The sequence below is a fragment of the Thermogemmatispora aurantia genome (genome assembly GCF_008974285.1).
GTDB classification, from domain to species: Bacteria; Chloroflexota; Ktedonobacteria; order Ktedonobacterales; family Ktedonobacteraceae; genus Thermogemmatispora; species Thermogemmatispora aurantia.
In genome coordinates this window covers 93,626-113,359 of record NZ_BKZV01000009.1, presented here as the reverse complement: position 1 = coordinate 113,359, position 19,734 = coordinate 93,626, and the positions used below count along the sequence as shown (strand labels likewise).

Annotated in this window: 14 protein-coding genes; 8 read left to right on the top strand and 6 right to left on the bottom strand. The window is 61.3% G+C overall.

The annotated features are described in order from the left end of the window. Positions 1–136: 136 nt before the first annotated feature. Both menA and KTAU_RS20445 read left to right on the top strand, forming a co-directional pair. Positions 137–1,396, top strand: a complete 1,260-nt coding sequence (gene menA, locus KTAU_RS20450; protein ID WP_151730088.1) for a 1,4-dihydroxy-2-naphthoate octaprenyltransferase — start codon at positions 137–139, stop codon at positions 1,394–1,396. A gap of 362 nt (positions 1,397–1,758) precedes the next feature. Further along, positions 1,759–2,217 (top strand): hypothetical protein, encoded by a 459-nt coding sequence (locus KTAU_RS20445; protein WP_151730087.1) that lies wholly within the window; start codon positions 1,759–1,761, stop codon positions 2,215–2,217. Positions 2,218–2,789: 572 nt separating this feature from the next. Here the strand turns inward: KTAU_RS20445 and KTAU_RS20440 are convergent. After that, entirely contained in the window at positions 2,790–3,416 is a 627-nt protein-coding gene (locus KTAU_RS20440) for a hypothetical protein (RefSeq protein WP_151730086.1), read from the bottom strand. Positions 3,417–4,716: 1,300 nt separating this feature from the next. On the opposite strand from KTAU_RS20440, the gene KTAU_RS20435 reads away from it, so the two are divergent. Then, positions 4,717–5,199: an Hsp20/alpha crystallin family protein gene (locus tag KTAU_RS20435; protein ID WP_151730085.1), complete on the top strand. Its 483-nt coding sequence runs from the start codon at positions 4,717–4,719 to the stop codon at positions 5,197–5,199. A 74-nt stretch (positions 5,200–5,273) separates the two neighbouring features. Then, entirely contained in the window at positions 5,274–8,087 is a 2,814-nt protein-coding gene (gene lon / locus KTAU_RS20430) for an endopeptidase La (protein ID WP_228026564.1), read from the top strand. 233 nt (positions 8,088–8,320) lie between these two features. Here the strand turns inward: lon and radC are convergent, their stop codons facing one another. The 3 genes from radC to KTAU_RS20415 form a co-directional block, all read right to left on the bottom strand. Next, positions 8,321–9,049 (bottom strand): RadC family protein, encoded by a 729-nt coding sequence (radC, locus tag KTAU_RS20425; protein ID WP_151730084.1) that lies wholly within the window; start codon positions 9,047–9,049, stop codon positions 8,321–8,323. 497 nt (positions 9,050–9,546) lie between these two features. Continuing rightward, entirely contained in the window at positions 9,547–11,910 is a 2,364-nt protein-coding gene (locus KTAU_RS20420) for an ATP-dependent helicase (RefSeq protein ID WP_228026563.1), read from the bottom strand. Between the two features lie 454 nt (positions 11,911–12,364). Further along, positions 12,365–12,859, bottom strand: coding sequence for a hypothetical protein (locus KTAU_RS20415; RefSeq protein ID WP_151730083.1), 495 nt, complete (start codon positions 12,857–12,859; stop codon positions 12,365–12,367). A gap of 380 nt (positions 12,860–13,239) precedes the next feature. Between KTAU_RS20415 and KTAU_RS20410 the strand changes: the two genes are divergently transcribed. The 4 genes from KTAU_RS20410 (at position 13,240) to groES (ending at position 15,936) form a co-directional block, all read left to right on the top strand. Next, positions 13,240–13,818 carry a MarR family winged helix-turn-helix transcriptional regulator gene (locus KTAU_RS20410; protein WP_151730082.1) on the top strand — a complete coding sequence of 193 codons (579 nt, stop codon included), beginning with the start codon at positions 13,240–13,242 and terminating at the stop codon, positions 13,816–13,818. Next, positions 13,815–14,615: an ABC transporter ATP-binding protein gene (locus KTAU_RS20405; protein WP_112431702.1), complete on the top strand. Its 801-nt coding sequence runs from the start codon at positions 13,815–13,817 to the stop codon at positions 14,613–14,615. Before KTAU_RS20410 ends, KTAU_RS20405 begins: the two co-directional genes overlap by 4 nt. A 58-nt stretch (positions 14,616–14,673) precedes the next feature. Then, entirely contained in the window at positions 14,674–15,441 is a 768-nt protein-coding gene (locus KTAU_RS20400; protein ID WP_151730135.1) for an ABC transporter permease, read from the top strand. A 189-nt stretch (positions 15,442–15,630) separates the two neighbouring features. Then, the gene (gene groES / locus KTAU_RS20395) at positions 15,631–15,936 is read left to right on the top strand and encodes a co-chaperone GroES (RefSeq protein WP_151730081.1); all 306 of its coding nucleotides are present in this window, start codon (positions 15,631–15,633) and stop codon (positions 15,934–15,936) included. A 414-nt stretch (positions 15,937–16,350) separates the two neighbouring features. Here groES and KTAU_RS20390 read toward each other — a convergent pair whose 3' ends face one another. Both KTAU_RS20390 and KTAU_RS20385 read right to left on the bottom strand, forming a co-directional pair. Continuing rightward, complete coding sequence (locus tag KTAU_RS20390) at positions 16,351–18,105, bottom strand: NADH-quinone oxidoreductase subunit N (RefSeq protein WP_151730080.1); 1,755 nt, start codon at positions 18,103–18,105, stop codon at positions 16,351–16,353. A 77-nt stretch (positions 18,106–18,182) separates the two neighbouring features. Next, on the bottom strand, positions 18,183–19,733 hold the full coding sequence (locus KTAU_RS20385) for a complex I subunit 4 family protein (RefSeq protein WP_151730079.1): 1,551 nt from the start codon (positions 19,731–19,733) through the stop codon (positions 18,183–18,185). Position 19,734 lies beyond the last annotated feature (1 nt).

Here is a 19,734-nt window from a genome sequence, read left to right as displayed (position 1 = left end):
AAGCTGAGATACCAGGAGCAGTCATCTTCTATAGCATCTTTGATCGTCTACTGTCTCTCTATCTTCTCAACATTAAGAAGGGACCCAATGGTGCACCGCCGGAGCCAGCGGCAAGTGCGCAGCGAAAGGGGGGCATATGTCGCAGCAAGAGCTTACGAACAAAGAGCAGCCTGCAAAAGAGTTAGAGACTGCAGAGCATAGCGATCCTATCAGCAATGGCAAAGGGAAGAAACAAGGAGAGAGCGAAATCAAAGCCAGTTCGCAGATCGTGACCGCCGAGTCGGTGCAGGCGGAGGAAGTGCCTACCATTCCCCTGGGGTCGCTCCAGACCCTCAGCACCCTGCAGCCCGAGGTCTCGGTGCACTCGGTCGAAGCCAGTGAAGCGGTTAGCACGCCGGCCCCGCTGGTGGCCCAGCCGGCGGAGTATCGGCGCAGCGTGAGCGAGTGGTCGCGCATCTTGTGGGAAGGCATGCGGCCACGCTATCTCATCCTAAGCATCATGCCGTTCCTGCTAGGGAGCGTCCTGGCTCTGGTGCATCTCCTTAGCCTACGCGGGCCTTTGGGGCTGGGGCAGTGGCACCCTCAGCGTTTTCTGGTGGGGCTGCTGGCCGTAGTGCTCCTGCAGCTTGGGGCCAATCTCATCAATGACTACTACGACTACCTGCGCGGGATTGACACCAGCAACACCCTGGGGCCGGGCAAGCTCATTCAGCAGGGCCTGATCAAGCCCACCCATGTTCTGGCCTTTGGCCTGGTCCTGCTGGCCGGCGGCTCGCTGCTGGGTCTGCTGCTCGCCCTTGCTGCCGGCTGGCCGCTGCTCCTCTTTGGACTGCTGGGGCTGCTGGCTGCCTACTTCTACAGCGCCACGCGGCGAGCGCTCTCCTCGCTCATGCTCGGCTTGCCGGTTGCCTTCTGCATCTACGGCCCGCTCATCACTGCGGGAGCCTACTACCTGCAGCAGGCCCAGCTGAACGGGCAGGTACTGCTCTACAGCCTCATGCCGGGCCTGCTGGCTACCGCTTTCGTGCACGTCAATGACATGCGCGACGTTGAGGACGATGCCCAGGCCGGCAAGCGCACGCTGGCCAACACCCTGGGGCTGGGTCTCAACCGGACCCTCTTTCTAGCCCTGCTGGGAGGCGCTTACCTTGTCCTGCTCATCATCGGTCTACCGCACCATGCGCCTCATCTCGCGCTCATCGCCCTCTGGACCTTGCCCACGCTGGTCGTCGTCGTGAGCGGCATCGTCCGCACCGATCTCGCCTCCGGCCTCCATCTTGTGCTGCGCGAGACGCTCAAGTTAGAGGCCTGGTTTATCGCCCTGCTCGTCGTGGGCCTGCTACTCTCGGCGATCCTCCCCATTCTCCCCCAGGTGCCTTCCCTGGCCTTGCCCTGAGTCGACCCGAGGCGCCGGGTTCCCCAAGGCAGAACAGAACCCGGCGCCGCCCCGCACCCCTCCCCTTCTGCGGAGAAGAGCAGGCAGCTGTCGTCTCCGCCAGCCGTCCCATCGTCCCATCACCAATTGCCTTGTTCTACCTTCCCAGCCAGCGCGTCGTCGTAAAAATGGCCGGGCAGGAGGAGGAGCATCTTACCAGGCGAGCAGGCGCAGCCAGGTAACCAGCGCGAAGAAGCCTGCTCCTCCCAGGCACGGTACGCGAGTGTCTCAGCCCATTCGACCCATTTACAGGGATGGTACACTGTGCTACACTTTGGATGTGTCAAGGACGTCCTGGCGGTTATTTCAGAAGGAGGTGTCCCATGGCTGGCTGGGAACAAGAACTAGCCGAGCTACTGCGTGAGCTGGGGGTCACACTCGAAGGCGCAGCACCTGACTCCCCTACTCACCTCCAGGCCAAACAACGTGCGAGCTACAGCGATGTCAGACAGGACGATGAGGAGAGCAAGACCCTGCCGGTCCCCACATGGGACGACGATGCTCCCCCTCCCGCCGACGAGGATGCCTGGTTAACAGAACTCCGTCTGATGCGCCGTGAAGTCGACTCGATTGTGGCCCAGGTAATCCGCTTGATGCAGAACGGCGATCTCGATGCCTCCTTGAAGGAAGACGTCATGGTTGTGCTCCGGGCCTTACGCCGACGCGCCTCACCTGGTCCTCGCGCCGCCCCCAGCGATGAGACCTATCTGGAGTTCGCCGCGGCCATGCTCCATTTCTGCCGCCTGGTCCTGCGCCTCAGCGAGACAGCCATCGAAGACTAACAACCAAGCCCAGCCCAAGACAGCACGCGACCGCTTTGCCAGGCCGCCGACCCAGGCAGGGAACGAGGCTCACCCTCGAACGCCGACCTCCTCTCCCCGAGAGCTGACAAAGCGATCGCCATCCTGTTTATTCGGTTGACGGCCCGTCTCGCTGGCTGAACATGCTCAGCACAGGCACACGCTCGCCGACCGTCGCCATCGGCGTTGGCAGCCTTCCACTTCCCCCTGGCATCAGCGAGCACTGAGCAGACAGCAGACAGCAGCCTGTCGCTGGCTGCCCTGGAGTCCTGGATGTGGATGGAACCAGAGTAATCGATTGCACCACCCACCGCCACCATCGCTGGAAGGAAAGAGAAGTCTCTTCCTCTACCCTTTGACCTGACCTACAGCCGCCTTCCCCTGCCTCCTGACCATCTGCTTGCTCCGCCGCCCCTATCGATCAGGCGCAGGCAGGCAGGCCGGCCGTACCCTGGCCGAGCCGAGCCAAGCCAGGGCGGGAGAGCCAGGTCGCCGCCTCCTGTCATCTTGCTACATCTGGCGCAGAGAGGCGGGAGGGCGGGAGCAGATCCGGCTCAGGGAAGACGACGATACTGCTCTGGAAGATCCTCCTGTTCGAAGCCCTCATTAACCAGGCCGCGCCTGACCAGATAGCGCAGGAACTCCAGACGGCGCTGCTGGAGGAGAGTCGCCGGAGAAGAGTCGCTCGCCTCACTGGCCGCCGCGCTCTCCCCTGCCTCCGCTTGCGCGGCGGCCTCGCCAGACGAGACCTCGCCAGACGAGAGAAGATCATTTTCCCGCATCCAGCGGATACGCTCGCTCAGGGAGCGGTTGGGATCAGCCAGAGGACCGGGGAAGCCTTGCGGGCTGCGATCGAGGAATGGCAACCCACCGGGGGCACCAGGCGGAGCTGTCAGCTTCGGCGGCAAGAAGAGATCGTGGCTTTCCAGAAGGAACGAGTAGCGAGAAGCAGGGCCGGCTTGCGAAGCCAAACCACTGGCCGGCGTCGCCGGAGAAGTGGAAGTGGGCGTCGACGGAGCAGTAGACGGGGGCAGGCCCGGCAGAGGAGGTTGACGTGACGCCAGTGCATGAGCGCCGGAGGCCCCACCCGTTTCCGCCTCCACCGGCTGGGAGCGCCGCTTTCTTCCGGGCCACCATGCAAACAATCGAGCCAGCCATTGAGAGAGTGTTCGCGCGATCATGGGAGTGCCCTCTATTCATATCAGGGCGCTGGCCGCGCCCGGCTAACCAACCAGGAAAGACGCGCCTGATAGCTGCTGAGTTGCCCGCTAACCTTTTGAAAACGCACGAAAAATAAATGAAGCCTAAGAGACATAGTAGCATATCGCCATGAAGACGTCAAACCACCTTGCAATTTTCGCGCCCGCATGCCATAATCAAAAAGGCCAGGCGGCCAAAAGGGCGGCCCTGGCCTGCAGATGGGAAGGCACGCCTGCCCATACGCACGCACTCCGCTCCCGTGAGAGGGTCAGCAGGCCAAGAGCGCAGAGCGAAGCCGACAGCTGTGCGCCACGTAGCCCTGGCCCACGCTGCTACCGGGTGATTGTGACCTTTGAAGCAGAAAGAAAGGCATGTGTCGGTCATGCAGGAAGATATCCTTGGGACCAGAAGGACTGCAATATCGGATACATATGTCAACTGCTCCAGGTGCAATAAGGCAACACGTTTGCGCTACGCGCGCATCATCCAGAGCGACGTCCTCTCAGAGAGCCATTCAGAATACGAATACCTCTGCCCGGAGTGTCAGAAGGCGCTGGCCAGCGGCGAAAAAGATCTTCCTCTGCTGTAGTCAGCACGTGTAGCGTCCACGGGGCTGTACGGAACGTCTTCGCCCTCCCCTACTCCATCTACCTCGCCTGAGAGAGCGCCGCAGAGCAGATTGAGAGCAGATTGCAGGAAAGAAAATTAGAAAGAAGAAGCAGAGGCCGGGCGGAACGCCCAGCCAGCAGCGCCGCGTAGCAGGGGAGGAGAGAAGGCAAGGGGAAGCGAACGGGCAGGGCAGGGCAGGGCAGGGCAGGAGCGGGAAGCCGGGTCTTCCGGCTCTGGAGCGAGGGCAGGCCAGCAAGACAAAGCAACAGGCCGGAGGGCAGGCGAGACTGAGCCAGACCCGTCAGGGTCCAGTCCAGTCTAGCCCAGCCGGAGCGGTGTTGATTTGTCTGTCTGCCTGTCTTGCCTGTCTGCCAGCTTGTGGCTGACCGTTCGTCCGTGTAGCTCGCTTTATCCTTCTAGCAGACCAGTTACCTATCGACCAGACCAGTTATCGACTCGTCAGCGACTCGCAAGCTCAGGGAGAGAGCACTCAAGCGAACAAAGAGCCAGCCAGGTATGGAGGGAGCCAGACCAGGGCAGGCGGCCAGATCGATCGAGCGACAGCCCAGCGGAGTTCAGCAGGCCAACGGTCATCAACGAAACGAGCAGGGAAGCTGCATGTAGGTCACGCCTCACGATCCGTTTGAGGAGAGTGAAACGAGGTAAACCAGTATGCGGATGCGCTACCGCTCTGTGACCTATCGTTATACCGATGGGTCGGGGCAACAACTGCAACGTCACTATCGCCAGTTGTTGCAGGAAGTTCTCTGGCAGAGTCAGCAGGCGCTCCTCCAACACTCGGAGGTCTGGCGTCCTCCCGCCGATATACGCGAATCGGCGGAGCAGGTCGTCGTGAAGATAGAGCTTGCCGGCATGTCAGAGGATGAGATCAATGTCACACTCTACGAAGACGCGCTGGTAGTCAGCGGCGAGCGGCGAGATGACAATGAGGACCGCGAGAACCTCTACTATCAGGAGGCGCAGATCCGCTATGGACCTTTTCGCCTTGAGGTCTTCATTCCCTCGCCCATCGATCGCGAGGCAGTGACGGCACGCTACGAAAACGGCTTTCTCTGGGTCACGTTGCCCAAGCTGCCCGCGACCCACAGCGAGCCTCAGCGCGTCCAGGTTCGGCAGAGTGCCACGGAGAAGTAGCTATTAGCGAATGAACCGAACGAACTACTGACTGAGAAAGGTTTATGGAAAAGGATCAGAAGAAGCGCGGGCTTATGCCTGAGCAGGCGGTCGGAGAAGAAGAAGAGGAAGAACAGGTTCAGGGGAAACGAGATGAAGAGGAGACTCAGGCGAAAAGTGCTCCTGCGCGGCGGCGCCCGGCGCGTGGCGGGCGAGCGGCCACCGCTAGCTCACCCTCAACACGTCAGAAGCCGCGGCGGCGTCAGCGGCGCGCGGTCGATGAGGATCCCGAACTGTCCCGAGAAGAACGCTCCCACCATCACTATCACCACTACGCCGATGAGCGGGAGGAAGACGACGAGGAACGGTTCTCGATCCCCGAAATCCTGCCGGTCCTTCCCCTCAAGGATGTCGTGGTCTATCCTTTCGCCATGCAGCCGCTGGCGGTTGGTCAGGAGCGCTCGATTCGCCTGATCAACGATATCATGCCAGGCAATCGCCTGGTCGTGCTGGTAGCCCAGCGCTCGGCAGAGATCGAGCAGGCCGGGCCGGACGACATCTTTAAGATCGGGACGGTCTCGCGCGTGGAACGCATGATTCGCATGCCCGATGGCACGATCCATATCATCGTCAAAGGGCTGGAGCGTGTGACCATCGGCGAGTTCGTTCAGGAAAAGCCCTACCTGAAGGCGCGCGTGACCCTGCGACCTGACATCCAGGAGAGCGACACCGAGACCGAGGCCATCAAGCGCAACGTGGTCAGCTATTTCCAGCGCATGGTCGCTCTGGTCCAGAATGTGCCGGAGGCCGCGGCTGCCGCTAACCTCAACCTGGAAGAGCCGCGCCAGGTGGTCTACCTGATCGCGACCTTCGTCCAGATGGACCTGCAGCTGCGTCAGAAGCTGCTGGAGCTTGACTCGGTGCGTGCAAAGCTCAAGGAACTCAGCAGCTTCCTGGCCCACGAGCTGGAGATCTTCGAACTGGGCCGCAAGATCCAGAGCCGCGCCCAGGAAGAAATGAACAAGATGCAGCGCGAGTACCTCCTGCGTGAGCAGCTGAAGGCTATCCAGCGTGAACTGGGCGAGGAGAGCGAAGAGCAGGCTACGATCAACGAGCTGCGCGCCAAAATCGAAGAGGCCAGGATGCCCGAGGAGGTCCTCAAGGAGGCCAACCGCGAGCTGTCGCGCCTGGAGAAGCTGCCCACGGTCTCGCCTGAGTACAGCATTATCCGTACCTACCTTGAGCTACTGGTCAGCCTCCCCTGGAGCAAGAGCACCGGTCAAACGATCGATGTCCAGAAGGCGCGTCAGGTTCTCGATGAGGACCACTACGACCTGGAGAAGATCAAGGAGCGCATTCTGGAATACCTGGCCGTGCGCCGCCTGAAGGAGGAGCGCATGGCCGAACGGGCCAGGCGCGAGGAGGAGGCCGCCGAGGCCGCGGCAGAGGGGGAGGCCGATAAGCGCCGCCCGACGCAGCCGCTGCACTCGGATGAGGCCAATCGCCAGCTCAACCGCGAGCCGATCCTCTGCTTCGTCGGCCCACCGGGCGTCGGTAAGACCTCGCTGGGCCAGTCGATCGCTCGGGCCCTGGGGCGCAAGTTCGCGCGCATGTCCCTGGGCGGCATTCGTGACGAAGCCGAGATCCGCGGCCATCGCCGCACCTATATCGGGGCCATGCCCGGGCGCATCATCCAGACCCTGCGGCGCGTCGAAACCAACGACCCTGTGATTATGCTCGACGAGGTCGATAAGGTTGGGGCCGACTGGCGCGGCGACCCTTCTTCCGCTCTGCTGGAGGTGCTTGACCCGGAGCAGAACTACAACTTCCGCGATAACTACCTGGACCTGCCTTTCGATCTATCGAAGGTCTTCTTCATCGCGACCGCGAACTCACTGGAGCCAATCCCGGCGCCGCTGCGGGACCGCATGGAGATTCTGGAGCTTTCGGGCTACACCGAGGAACAGAAGATGCACATCGCCCGCAACTATCTGCTGCCGAAGCAGATCGCGGCCAACGGGCTGCGCCCGGATGAGCTGATCGTCGACGATGAGGTGATCCGTCACATTATTCGCGGTTACACGCGCGAGGCGGGTGTGCGCAATCTGGAGCGCGAGATTGGTACGCTTTGCCGCAAGGCAGCGCGCCAGATCGCTGAGGGGCGTCAAGCGCCGATCCATATCACCACGGAGCAGCTGACCGAGTACCTGGGGCGCTGGCGCTTCTTCGAGGAGGCCGCCGAGCGCATCGATCGCCCCGGCATCGCCACTGGCCTGAGCTGGACCCCCGTCGGCGGCGAGATCATCTTTGTTGAGGCGGCGGTCATGCCCAGCAAGGAGAGTCAGCTGATCCTGACGGGGCAGCTGGGGGATGTGATGAAAGAGTCGGCCATGGCGGCTCTCAGTTACGTGCGCTCGAACGCCGCCGCCCTGGGTCTCCCCCCTAATGTCTTCGAGAACCAGACCGTGCACATTCACGTTCCCGCGGGAGCTATCCCCAAGGATGGACCGTCGGCGGGCGTGACGATGGTGACGGTGCTGGTCTCTCTGGCCAGCGGGCGCAAGGTGCGCTCCGATGTGGCGATGACGGGCGAGATTACCCTGCGCGGGCGCGTCATGCCCATCGGTGGCGTCAAGGAGAAGGTGCTGGCCGCCTACCGCTCCGGCATCCACACGGTGATTCTGCCACGCAAGAACGAGCAGGATCTGCTGGAGGACCTGCCGCGCGAGCTGCGCGAGCAGATGGAGTTCGTCTTCGTCGATGATATCAAGCAGGTGCTGGCTACAGCCCTGGAGGGCGGCCTGCCCTCCCCCCGCTCTGAGAGTGCCGCCGGCGAGGGAGATCAGGACCGCAGTCAGGACCAGACTGGCCCACAAGCAGCGGAGGAGGCGGTCGTCCGCGCTAGCTGAGTCTTTCTGCTTTCAAACGGCTGCGATGGGACTGGGGAAGGTCTTCCTTCCCCGGCTCCTTCTGGACACTCCCCATCGCAGCCGCTCTCTCTTCTTCTCCCTCTTCCTCCCCTTGCCTCGCCCCAATCCTGGCCTGGCCTTCCCTCCTCTGCCAGGTCGATCGCTTCGCTTCCCTTCCCTTTCCCAGAGGCGCCGGCACGGTCAGCAGGCTGCCCGAACCTGGCCGGTCAGCGCTACCAACGGAGCTGCTCCTTCAGACTCACATAGCGCTGCTTTCCAATCACCAGATGATCGATTAGCTCGGTATCAAGGAGGCGCCCGGCGGCAACTAGCTGCTCGGTAACGGCCATGTCCTCCGGCGAAGGCGTCGGGTCCCCACTCGGGTGATTGTGGCAAATGAGAATACTCGGACAATTGCGCAGGATCGCAGGCCGAAAGACTTCGGCTGCACGCAGAACTGAGCTGTTGACCGTCCCTTTGTAGCGCTTCTCGATCGCCACCACCTGATTCTTGGTATCCAGCAGCAGAATCCACATTTCCTCGTGCTCCAGATAGGCCATCTCCATCATGACCAGGCGCGCTGCATCAGCCGGTGAGGTGATGCGATAACGAGCCTCCGGCTGCTCTAGCTGCAGACGTCGACCCAGCTCCAGCGCCGCCTTGAGCTGGGCCGCCTTAGCAGCGCCCAGCCCGTGCTCGCGGCATAGCTTGGCCAGATCTGCCCCCATGAGGCCACCAAGCCCACCATACAGCACCAGGAGTTTCGCCGCTAGCTCCACAACGTTGTTGCGCCTCGTCCCAGTGCGCAGCACAATGGCTAACAGTTCGGCAGTCGAGAGAGCCTGTGGCCCATAGGACAGCAGACGCTCGCGTGGGCGTTCACTGCTGGGCATATCATGAATAGTAATATGATACGCTATTCGCTCTCCACTCTTCTCCCCTTTGAAAGACTTCGTTTCCATTAGCTTTTCTGGCCAGTTCCCTTTCTTCACGGCAATAAAGAGATACAGATAAAAAGCTAAAGCTATGATAAATGGCCATCTTCGATTAGACAATAGCCATATTTGGAAGCAAGCGGCGTTATAGACTCTCTATGCCACTGCTGTCAGTCTGTTAATAGGAGCCTGACACATACTGGACCCTACTATCAGGCAAATTTTCATAGACCGCAAACGCACTCTTAATAGAGACCTGTAACACTAGAAGAAGCATGCTGCTCATGAGAGCATGACGAGCCTTCTCTCCATAAGAGCGGTGCTCTACATGTGTAATCGGATCATTCCGAGATCGTTGCTACCCTGTGCGATGCTATGGGTTGTTTCTGCACTTGTGATCCTCCCGCTCATGGCGCTGATTTAGAAGCGGTCATTGGGGGACAGCCAGTCACGAAGCACGCGGTGATGCTGGCCAGCTCCAGACGCCGATCAGCATGGAGGATTTCCCGGCACCTTACTTCTACTCAGGGGAGGCGCTCCAGGCGTGCATAATCCAGGCTCAGACGCTTCTTGCCATGCTTCCCCTGAAACTGCACCTCGACAAACTCAGAGCCGCTTTCCAGCTCACTCTTGAGCACAATGCCCTGACCAAAGAGATGGTGCAGCACGCGATCGCCGGGCTGGAAGCGCGGGGCTGCTGGTGTCGACGAGACGTCAGCGGATGACGGGGTGAAGGTCGTGTCGGCAGGCACGGAGCGACGCGGGCGGGAAGCAGCGCCGCCATAGACCCGGCGAGAGCCATAGTCTTCGTGGTCGTGATCATAGCTCTCGTAGCGGCCTCCCCGCTCCCAGGTTGAAGACTGGCGCCGCGACTCAGAGCCGGGACTAGAGGCAAACAGATCGGGTGGAATATCCGCCAGAAAGCGCGATGGCTCTGTATAGACCACATCGCCGAAATACGAGCGGCGGCGGGCGCGCACCAGATAGAGGCGACGCATAGCGCGCGTGAAGCCGACGTAGGCCAGGCGACGCTCTTCCTCCAGCTGCTCGGGCGAATCGATGGAGCGCCCATGTGGGAGAATGCCCTCGTCGAGACCTACAATGAAGACCACCGGAAACTCCAGGCCCTTGGCCGCATGCAAGGTAATCAGCGTCACGGCATCCTGATCCTCTTCGTGGAGGAGGGTGCCATCTTCGCCTGTCTGAGCCACGTCGGCCCCGCCGACCAGAGCCACATTCTCTAGAAACAGCTCCAGGGCCAGCGAAGTTTCAATCTCAGCATAATCCTCAGCCACGCGACGCAGTTCCAGGATGTTACTCCAGCGCTCCTCACCTTCGGGAGAGGCACGCAGCTCAGGGCCATAGCCTGTGCGCTCAGCCACGCGATCAAGCAGCTCTGGCAAGCGCAGCTCTGCCACGGAAGAGCGCAGCTCTGCCAACAGGTGAGCGAATTGCTGCAGGGCATTCTTGGCGGCGCGCCCCAGCGTCGGGTGGTCCTCGCTGCGCTGCAGGGCATCGTAGAGCGAAAGCTGCTCCTCGCGAGCCCAGCGCTGCAGCTCACCCAGCGATTTCGGGCCGATCTTCCGATTGGGGACATTGATGATGCGCTGCAGGCTCAGGTCGTCGTGGGGATTGAGGAGCAGGCGCAAATAGGCTAGCATGTCCTTGACTTCTTTGCGCTCGTAGAACTTGCGGCTACCGATGACTTTATAAGGGATATTGGCCCGCAAGAATTGCTCTTCGAGAGCGCGTGACTGGGCGTTGGTACGGTACATCACGGCAATCTCGCCGCGATGGGCCACCTCGCCGCGCGCCAGCAGCTTCAGAATCTCATCGGCCACGTATAGCCCCTCGGCCTCGTCGTTATAAGCCTCATGGTAGATCAACTTCTCGCCCTGGCCGAGAGCGGTCCACAGCCGCTTCTCCTTGCGGGCCGTGTTACGCCGGACAACGCACTGAGCGGCATCGAGAATGTGCTGCGTCGAGCGATAGTTTTGCTCAAGCAGGATGATACGGGCCTCGGGGAAATCGCGCTCGAAGGCCTGGACGTTTTCGGCACTGGCGCCGCGCCAGCTATAGATCATCTGGTCGTCGTCGCCAACCACGCAGACATTGCCGCTGCCGCCGGGCCGCTCGTAGCTGCCCCGCCCCAGCAGGCGGATCAGCTTATATTGCGGCACATTGCAGTCCTGGAACTCGTCAACATGGATATACTGCCAGCGCTGTTGGTAACGCGCCAGGACCTCGGACTCTGTACGCCAGAGCTGCTCGGTGAGCATCAGCAGATCGTCGAAGTCGACGCTATTGTTGGAGCGCAGCAGCTGCTGATAGCGACGATAGACCCGCGCAGCGACCTCTTCGGTATAGCGGCGAGCCTGCTCGGCCATCTGGTACGGGGAGAGCATGGCGTTCTTGGCGCGCGAGATCAAGGCATGAATCAGCGAGACGCGATACTGCTTCTCATCGAGATCGAGGTCGCGCAGGGCCTGTTTGATGAGGGCGGCCTGGTCATCAGTATCGAGGATGACAAAGGAGCGCGTCAGGCCGAACGGGGCCAGTAGATCCGCCTCGGCGCGTAGCACACGGGCGCAGATAGCGTGGAAGGTGCCAATATACATCTCGCGGGCCTCGCTCAGGCCCACCAGCTTCTCGAGACGCTCCTGCATCTCGCGCGCAGCCTTATTGGTAAAGGTCACAGCCAGAATATGCCAGGGCCGCACGCCACGGCAGCGCACCAGATAGGCGATGCGATGGGTAATGACGCGCGTCTTGCCGCTGCCGGGACCAGCCAGGATCAGCAGCGGCCCCTCGGTAGTAGTGACGGCCTCCCGCTGCGGCCCGTTGAGGCCGGCCAGTAGCTCCTGTTCCAGCTCTGTATGCTCAGGCATCAGTATGGTCCAGCTCTGTCGTGCAGATGGGTTTGCTGTGATCGACGGTCACTGATTGTAAGCGCTTTAGCCACACTTCACGAGCGCCACGACTGGCGCCCGGCCCTGTGAATATCAGCGCATCGGGCTTTTATTGTAGCGCATTCTGCCCAGCGGCACAAGCATGGCCAGGACCTCCGTGACTTCTGGCCCTGGCCTCCGCCTCACCCTTGGCTGTCCTGGCTGCGAGCCGGTGCTTGATCCTGACCCTGACCACCATGCAGGCGGCCATCAATCAATATACTCGTTAGAGCACGAAGCCGTAGTGTGAGCCATCGGGGCCGGCCCCTCTCAGAGGAGGCGCCATGCTTCTGAACAGACACCGACTCCTCGCTTCTCTTCGCGGCAAAGGCCACAACGGGCAAGGTGACTGGCTGAAAGAAGAAGCCGCCCTATGCCTTGAGAGCGGGGAATATCATTGAATAGCAGCGTCCAGGATCAAATAGAAGGTACCGTCAACCCCACAGGAGACCAGGCGCAAGGCTCCACGTAGACCTTCCACCCTCTCACAGAGAGAGGTCGTGGAGCTGGAGGCCTCCTGAAGAGTCTCTGAAACCTGGCAGCTGGCAGCCTCAACGGTCAGGGTCCGTACGACGGTCCGCTGCTGATCCTGCCTGAGCAGTCTATCCTGGTCGACATAGATCAGGGTCGCCGCCTGACATTGCTGATAGGCATGCAGGAAACAGGTCCCTGCACGCATGGCCTGCCAGGTTTCTGAGGCGTTCTTGCTCACTGCTTCCGTACTCGTCACAGTACCACAAGCAAGCACCGATGTTGGATTCCGCGGCGGCTGCCCGCACGCCGAGATCAAGATGAAGATAAGCGCTAACGCCAATAGGAGCGTGAAGGACGCAAACGCTGGGCTGTCGGCGACCCTTGTCGCCGGGAACGGGCGAGTCTGCTGCTGCATAAAAGCACCTCTTTTCGCGCTCGTGCCTCGTCGCTGCACGAGCCATGAGTGTGTCATCGACCAGGCTTATTCCAGCCTCCTTGACTCAACATTTTTACCAGCCTGGAGAGGCGACGGGAAGCTCTCAGCCGGAACGAGCCTCATCGCACCTTCCGTGGTAGCACACCGGTGAGCCATTGCCGATCGTCAGCTGGCAGCCTTCGTTATAGAGAGAACGGTCTACCTCGCGATGAGTTCCCCACTGCTCCTTCCTTCCAGCTGCGTCCGCAGGGGAGCACACTCCTCGCACTTTGCCCCTTGACAGCTTCCAGAAACTGTATTATCAATATATTTGATAGTAAAAATATTAGTCTGTAAAAAGGAAGGGAGCGAGTCAAGTCATGGCCAGCGAGCGCCTGGTAGAAGATCTGCTGGCCTTGTGGCGGCTGCTGAGGCGCAGCACTCACCCGGTCCGGAGGGCAGAAATGACGCCGGAGCAGTACTGGCTGCTCAAAAACCTGAGCCGGCGGGGGAGCTGTAGTGTTGGCGAGCTGGCGACCGCCCTCGGACTGAGCGGTAGCTCTGTGACCAGCGCCTGTAAGAGGCTGGAGAAGGCGGGCCTTGTGCGGCGGGTGCGTCAGGGCGATGGCGGCGACGAGCGAGTGGTGCTGGTCGAGCTGACGGCGCGCGGTATCGAGCAGGTAGCGGCCTGGCAACGAGAACGGCGCGCGGTGCTCTCGCGTATGCTGGAGCCGTTAACCCCTGCAGAGCAGGATGAGCTACAGCGACTCATTGAGCGTGTGCTGGAGGCAGCCGAGGCCGCAGGGGACGGGGCCGAAGGCAGGCGCGACGAAGAACCCGGGCCAGAACAAGACCCCCCTGGTCAAGCCCAGGTTCCCAACGAGCAGGAGAGCGAGGGCCGCGGCTCCAGTCCGCTGGCCACTGTCACCCCTGCAGGAGAGGGAGGTCAGGCCGAATGAGGCCAATGATTGAAGTCGAAGATCTTGTCAAGCGCTTCGGCGATAAAGTCGCCGTTGATCACATCACGTTCTCTATTCAGGAGGGCGAAGCCTTTGGCTTGCTTGGCCCCAATGGGGCCGGCAAGACGACTACTATTCGCATGCTCATCACATTGATTCCGCCGACCAGCGGCCAGATGCGCATCGCGGGACTGGATGTCCAACGCCATAAGATGGTCATTCGGCGGCTGCTGGGGTATGTATCGCAGTCGCTGTCGGCGGACAGCACGCTGACCGGCTATGAGAATTTGCTGGTGGTGGCCAAGCTACTGGGTTTTCCACGCCAGGAGCGTGAGCGGCGCATCTGGGAGGTGCTGGAGCTGCTCAATCTGCGCGACGCGGCCCACAGCCTGGTGCGCACCTACTCGGGCGGCATGGTCCGGCGCCTGGAGATCGGTCAGGCCATTCTCCATCGCCCACGTATTCTGATCCTGGACGAGCCGACCATCGGTCTTGATCCGACGGCGCGACGCTCAGTCTGGGAGGCATTGGAGCTGCTGCGCAATCAGGAGCAGATCACCCTCCTGGTGACTACCCACTATATGGAGGAGGCGGATGCCTACTGCCAGCGCGTGGCCATTATGGACCAGGGGCGCATTGCGGCCATCGGCGAGCCGGCGGCTTTGAAGGCCAGCCTGAATCGGCCCGGCGCTACGCTTGAGGACGTGTTTACGTCAGTGACAGGCAATACTCTGGAATCGGGAGGCAGTTATCGTGAAGTCAGACAGTTACGTCGGCGCGCTCAGCGTTTCGGATAAACCCCAGCGAGAAGGAGCCGCCCTGGAGGCATTGCTGCGCCCGCCCTCGCCCTGGGAGATGGTCGTAACCTATATACGGTGTGTGCTGGTCGTGGCAGAGATCGAGCTGCGCAAGCTGCGTCACGATCCGACGGAATTGCTGACGCGCGCCGTGCAGCCGGCCCTGTGGCTGGTGATCTTCGGCGAGGCCTTCTCGCGCTTGCGTGCCATCCCCACCGGTTCGGTCAGCTATCTGACGTTTATGACGCCAGGCATTCTGGCCCAATCATTGATGTTCGTCTCGATCTTTTACGGGCTGAGCATCATCTGGGAGCGCGATGCGGGTATCCTGCAAAAGTTTCTGGTCTTGCCGGTGCCGCGCGCTAGCTTTGTCACCGGCAAGGGACTGGGAGCTGCTGTGCGCTCGATCAGCCAGGCGGTAATCATCTTCCTGCTGGCTCTGTTGCTGGGCGTCCACCTACAGTGGAGCCTGATCGGCGTTATCGGCAGCCTGCTGGCGGTCCTGATCGCTGCCAGCTTCTTTTCGACGCTGTCGATGTTGATCGCCATTTTGGTGAAGACGCGCGAGCGCTTCATGGGCATCGGCCAGGTTTTGACAATGCCGCTCTTTTTCGCCAGCAATGCCATTTATCCCTTGGCCATCATGCCCGACTGGCTGCGCATTCTGGCGCAGATTAATCCTCTGAGCTATACTGTGGACTTGTTGCGCGGCTTCTTGGTGGTGGGCGCGGTTCCCGATGCTCTGCTGGATTGGGGCGTGTTGCTGCTGGCGGTGATTGTGGCACAGGCGCTGGCAGCTTCAACCTATCAATCGATTGTGCTCTAAGGGCGCCTTTTCCCTCTTGCGATGTGGCCCGCTCTGGTGTATGATAATAGCCGGTTCGCACTCTCCTCGCGAGAGTGCTAATCGGCTGGGCGCCACGCTGCCAGGTCGAGACGAGGCAGGGGCAGACGTGGCGGTTCCGTTTGTTGTCGCTGTCTCATGCTATCTGTCTGTGCAAGGGAGGTAGAGTCTATGTCCACCGCAGGTGAGAAGGTTCGCCCACTAGCTGATCGTGTGCTGGTAAAGCCTGTCACGCGCGAGTCGGTGACGAAGACCGGTATCGTGCTCCCCGATACGGCCAAGGAGAAGCCGCAGCAGGGCCTGGTCCTGGCCGTTGGCCCGGGTAAGCTGCTCGATAACGGCCAGCGCGTGAAGCCCGAGGTGAAGGTCGGCGATCATGTGCTCTTCTCAAAGTATTCTGGCACTGAGATCAAGATCGACGATGAGGAGCTACTGATCCTGCGCGAAAGCGATGTGATGGGCGTGGTCGAGGAGTAGGTGACTGGCGGCCTCTCTCGCTCTACTCCTCTTTTTTATTCCTTCCTCTTTCGCTGCTTTCTTTCTTTTATTCTGCCTCGCTATGCCTATCATAGACGATGATTCCAGTGCCTATGAGCGCGTATGGCACTGGAATTTTTTTCATTCCCGCCGGCCTGGCTTGTGCCAGGTGACAGGACAGCCCAGGCCGGGCCAGTCAGCCTGGCTCGCGAGACGGCGAGATGAGTCGTCTCGGCCCCCCTTCAGGCTATCAAGCGCATAGTCGCAGGCCCCACAAGAACAAAGCTGGTGGACCGTGTTCTCTGTCTTGCGATCCACCAGCCTGTCGCTTCGCCATAGCAGGAGAGCCACCACCCCAAAACGTGTCGTGTCGCCCTGGTGCAGTAGCCCCGTTCCCTTGCACCGTCATCAGCACTACAGCGTCGCCGCGGCCTTCAGCGCCAGATCGACCAGCCAGAAAGGCAGGACCGTTCCGAGCGCCAGCGCACCCAGCGCCGCCAGCCCCAGGCCCAGCCAGGTTGTCCAGCTCAGTGAGCTACCTGCCAGCGCTCCCTCCTCGGTGGCCTGCTCGCGCGTCTCAGGTGCCTGTTCGACCTCCGGCGCACGCCTCGTCGTCGCCTGAGCTGCCGTCTTCACCGCCACCGCCGCGCCAGTACTGGCCCCACCAGTGCGCGTCGACGCAGCCCGCCCCAAAGGTCCAGAGGCCCGCGGAGCCACGCCTGCGCCTGCGCCCGCGCCCGCCACAGCCAGCGCCGGGGTCACCTCTAGCGATCCCGCCTGCACCTCACGTGCCGGCTCCATGAACATTGCCGCAATCAGGCGCAGGTAATAATACATTCCCAGCACACTGGTCAGCACACCGATCAGCAACAGCTCAGGATGGCCGCCCTGCAGCGCCGCAAAGAATAGATAGTACTTGGCCGCGAAGCCGGCCATCGGCGGGAAGCCCGCCAGCCCCAGCAGGAAGAAGGCCAGAAAACCTGCCAGCCAGGGCCGTCGGAACCACAGCCCGCGCAGATCCTCTCTATCACAGCCACTGTTATCGAGCCTCTCCAGAGCGCTCAGGGCCCCAAAGGCCCCCGCATTCAGAAAAGCATAGCAGAGCAGATAGAAGAGGATAGCAGCCAGACCGGTCGCGCCCCCCCCCACCACACCGATCAGCAGATAGCCCGCATGAGCCACACTTGAGTAAGCCAGCAAGCGCTTGGCATTGCGCTGCACCAGGGCCAGCAGATTGCCGCCAACCATCGTCAGCACCGCCAGCGCCCAGACCACCGCCTGCCAGTCCGCTGCCACCGGCTCCAGCACCACCGCGAAGACCCGTGCAAACGCGACCAGCGCCGCCGCCTTTGTCCCCACGGACATAAAGGCTGTCACCGGTGCCGGCGCTCCCTCATAGACATCCGGCGTCCACATCTGGAACGGAATGGCCGACACCTTAAAGGCAAAGCCCACCGTCAGTAGCCCGATCCCGATCAGCAACAGCGTTGTACTCTGCGGATGGGCCTGCAAAAACTGCAGTACACCAGGAAAAGCACTCGTTCCCCGCGCGCCGAAGCGTGTCGTCCCCGTGGCCCCATAGATCAGCGCCACCCCATAAAGCAGGAAAGCCGAGGCGAAGGAACTCAGCAAAAAGTACTTCATCCCAGCTTCCTGTGAGCTTTGCCGACGCGTCACAAAGCCACAGAGGATATAGAGCGCCAGCGACAGCGTCTCCAGCCCCAGGAACAGGGTCATGAAGCTGGTCGCCGCCGCCAGCAGCATCATCCCAAGCGTCGCTGCCAGGAAGAGCGCATAGTACTCGCCCTGATGCACCAGCTTCAGACGCTTCAGGTAGGCGGGAGAGAAGATAATACCTAAACCGGCAGCGCTCAAGATCGCCAGATAGGCGTAGAGCGATCCCCAATCAGAGCCGACCAGGCCAAAGAACGCTCGCTGGCCATCGCCAACCACGAAGAGCACGATCGTGGCCGCCAGTGCGCCGAGCACCCCAAGCAAGGCCAGCAGGGGCAACACAAAGAAGTTGGCCGCTCCCCGCTCGCGGGGCACAGCCCCCGTCTGCGGCAAGAGCAGATCAACCAACAGGATCAGCAGCGCTACCCCAGCCAGCACCAGCTCAGGCGCAATGCGTGCCCAGTCGGCAGCCGATGCGATGTACGTAAACGACATAGCAGAACCTCGCGACAAAACCTGTTCCCGCTCCCTTCCGCCGCCGCCCTTCCTGGCTCCCTCACTCCTCAGCTACACTAATGCTCCACGAAGAACGTCAGCGGCAGCGGATGCACACCGATATAGAAGATCAACACCAGCAACGGCAGCAGCACCAGGAATTCACCAATATCCAGATCAGGCAGACCTCCCTTGCGCTCAGCCGCCACCACAGGGCCGCCAGCCGGACGCACACCCATCATTGTATTCTGCACCAGCCGGATCATATACCAGGCCGCCGGCACCACCACCAGCGTTCCCAGAACCCCAAAGACTGCATTATTGCGGAAGACTCCCAACAGGGCCAGGAACTCACCGGCGAAACTATTCAGGCCAGGCAGACCCAGCGACGACAGGCAGGCGATCATCAAGACACTGGCCATAATCGGCAGGCGACGCGCCATTCCGCCGTAGTCCTCCAGGCGACGCGTCCCCGTGCGCGCCTCCAGGAAGCCCACAATCAGGAAGAGCGCCGTGATCGTAATACCATGATTGACCATCTGCAACACAGCGCCGTCAATACCCTGCTGACTGGCCAACCCCTGCGCACTGAGGGCAAAGATCCCCAGCGTGATCACACCCAGATGGCTAATGCTCGAATAGGCCAGCAGCCGCTTCATGTCGCTCTGCACCAGGGCCATCAGGGCACAATAGAGAATACCGATCACCGCCAGCGTGCTGATCAGCGGCGCCAGCCGATGGGCCGCATCCGGGAAGAGGGTCAGGCAGTAGCGCAGGAAGCCATAGGCTCCAGCCTTGGCCATTGCCCCAGCCAGCATAGCCGTCACCGGCGCCGGCGCCTCGCTATAGGCATCCGGCAGCCAGCTATGGAAGGGGACCAGCGGCACCTTGACAGCAAAGGCCGCAGCAAAGGCCAGGAAGAGCCAGAGCTGCACAGTGCTGTTCAGATGCGTCGAGCTATTCAAAATGGTCGTCAGATCGAGCGTATAGTGCCCGCCTGTGCGGTAATAATAGCCCAGGGCAATGATCCCAGCCAGCATCAGAAAGCTGCCCACCGCCGTATAGAGCACAAACTTAATAGCCGCATAGACACGCCGCGGGCCACCCCAGCCGCCAACCAGGAAGTAGGCCGGGATCAGCATCAGCTCCCAGAAGACATAGAACAGGAAGAGATTGGTCGCCAGAAAGACCCCCAGCAGACCACTCTCCAACAGGAGCATGAAGGCCAGGTAAGTGCGCAGCTTCTGCTCCACGCGGAACGAGGCCGCAATACAGACCACCGTCAGCAGCGTGGTCAGGGTCATCAGCAGCACACTGACGCCGTCCACTCCCAGGCTATAATTGATGCCCAGGGCCGGCAGCCAGCTCAGATGCTCCTGCAACAGGAAGGTGACGCTGGCCACCGTCGGTGAGGCTTCACCCACAACCAGCGGGACCGTGCCGACAGTGATGGCCGTCGGATGCGGCTGGGCATAGGCCAGCATCACGCCGAGCGCCAGGAGCAGATCCAGCCAGGCCACCCCCAGCGCCGTCCAGCGAATCACATTGACGCGCTCGCGGGGGAGCAGCAGCACGACAATGCCGCCCAGCAGCGGGAGAAAGATAATCGTCGATAACATCGGGAACATG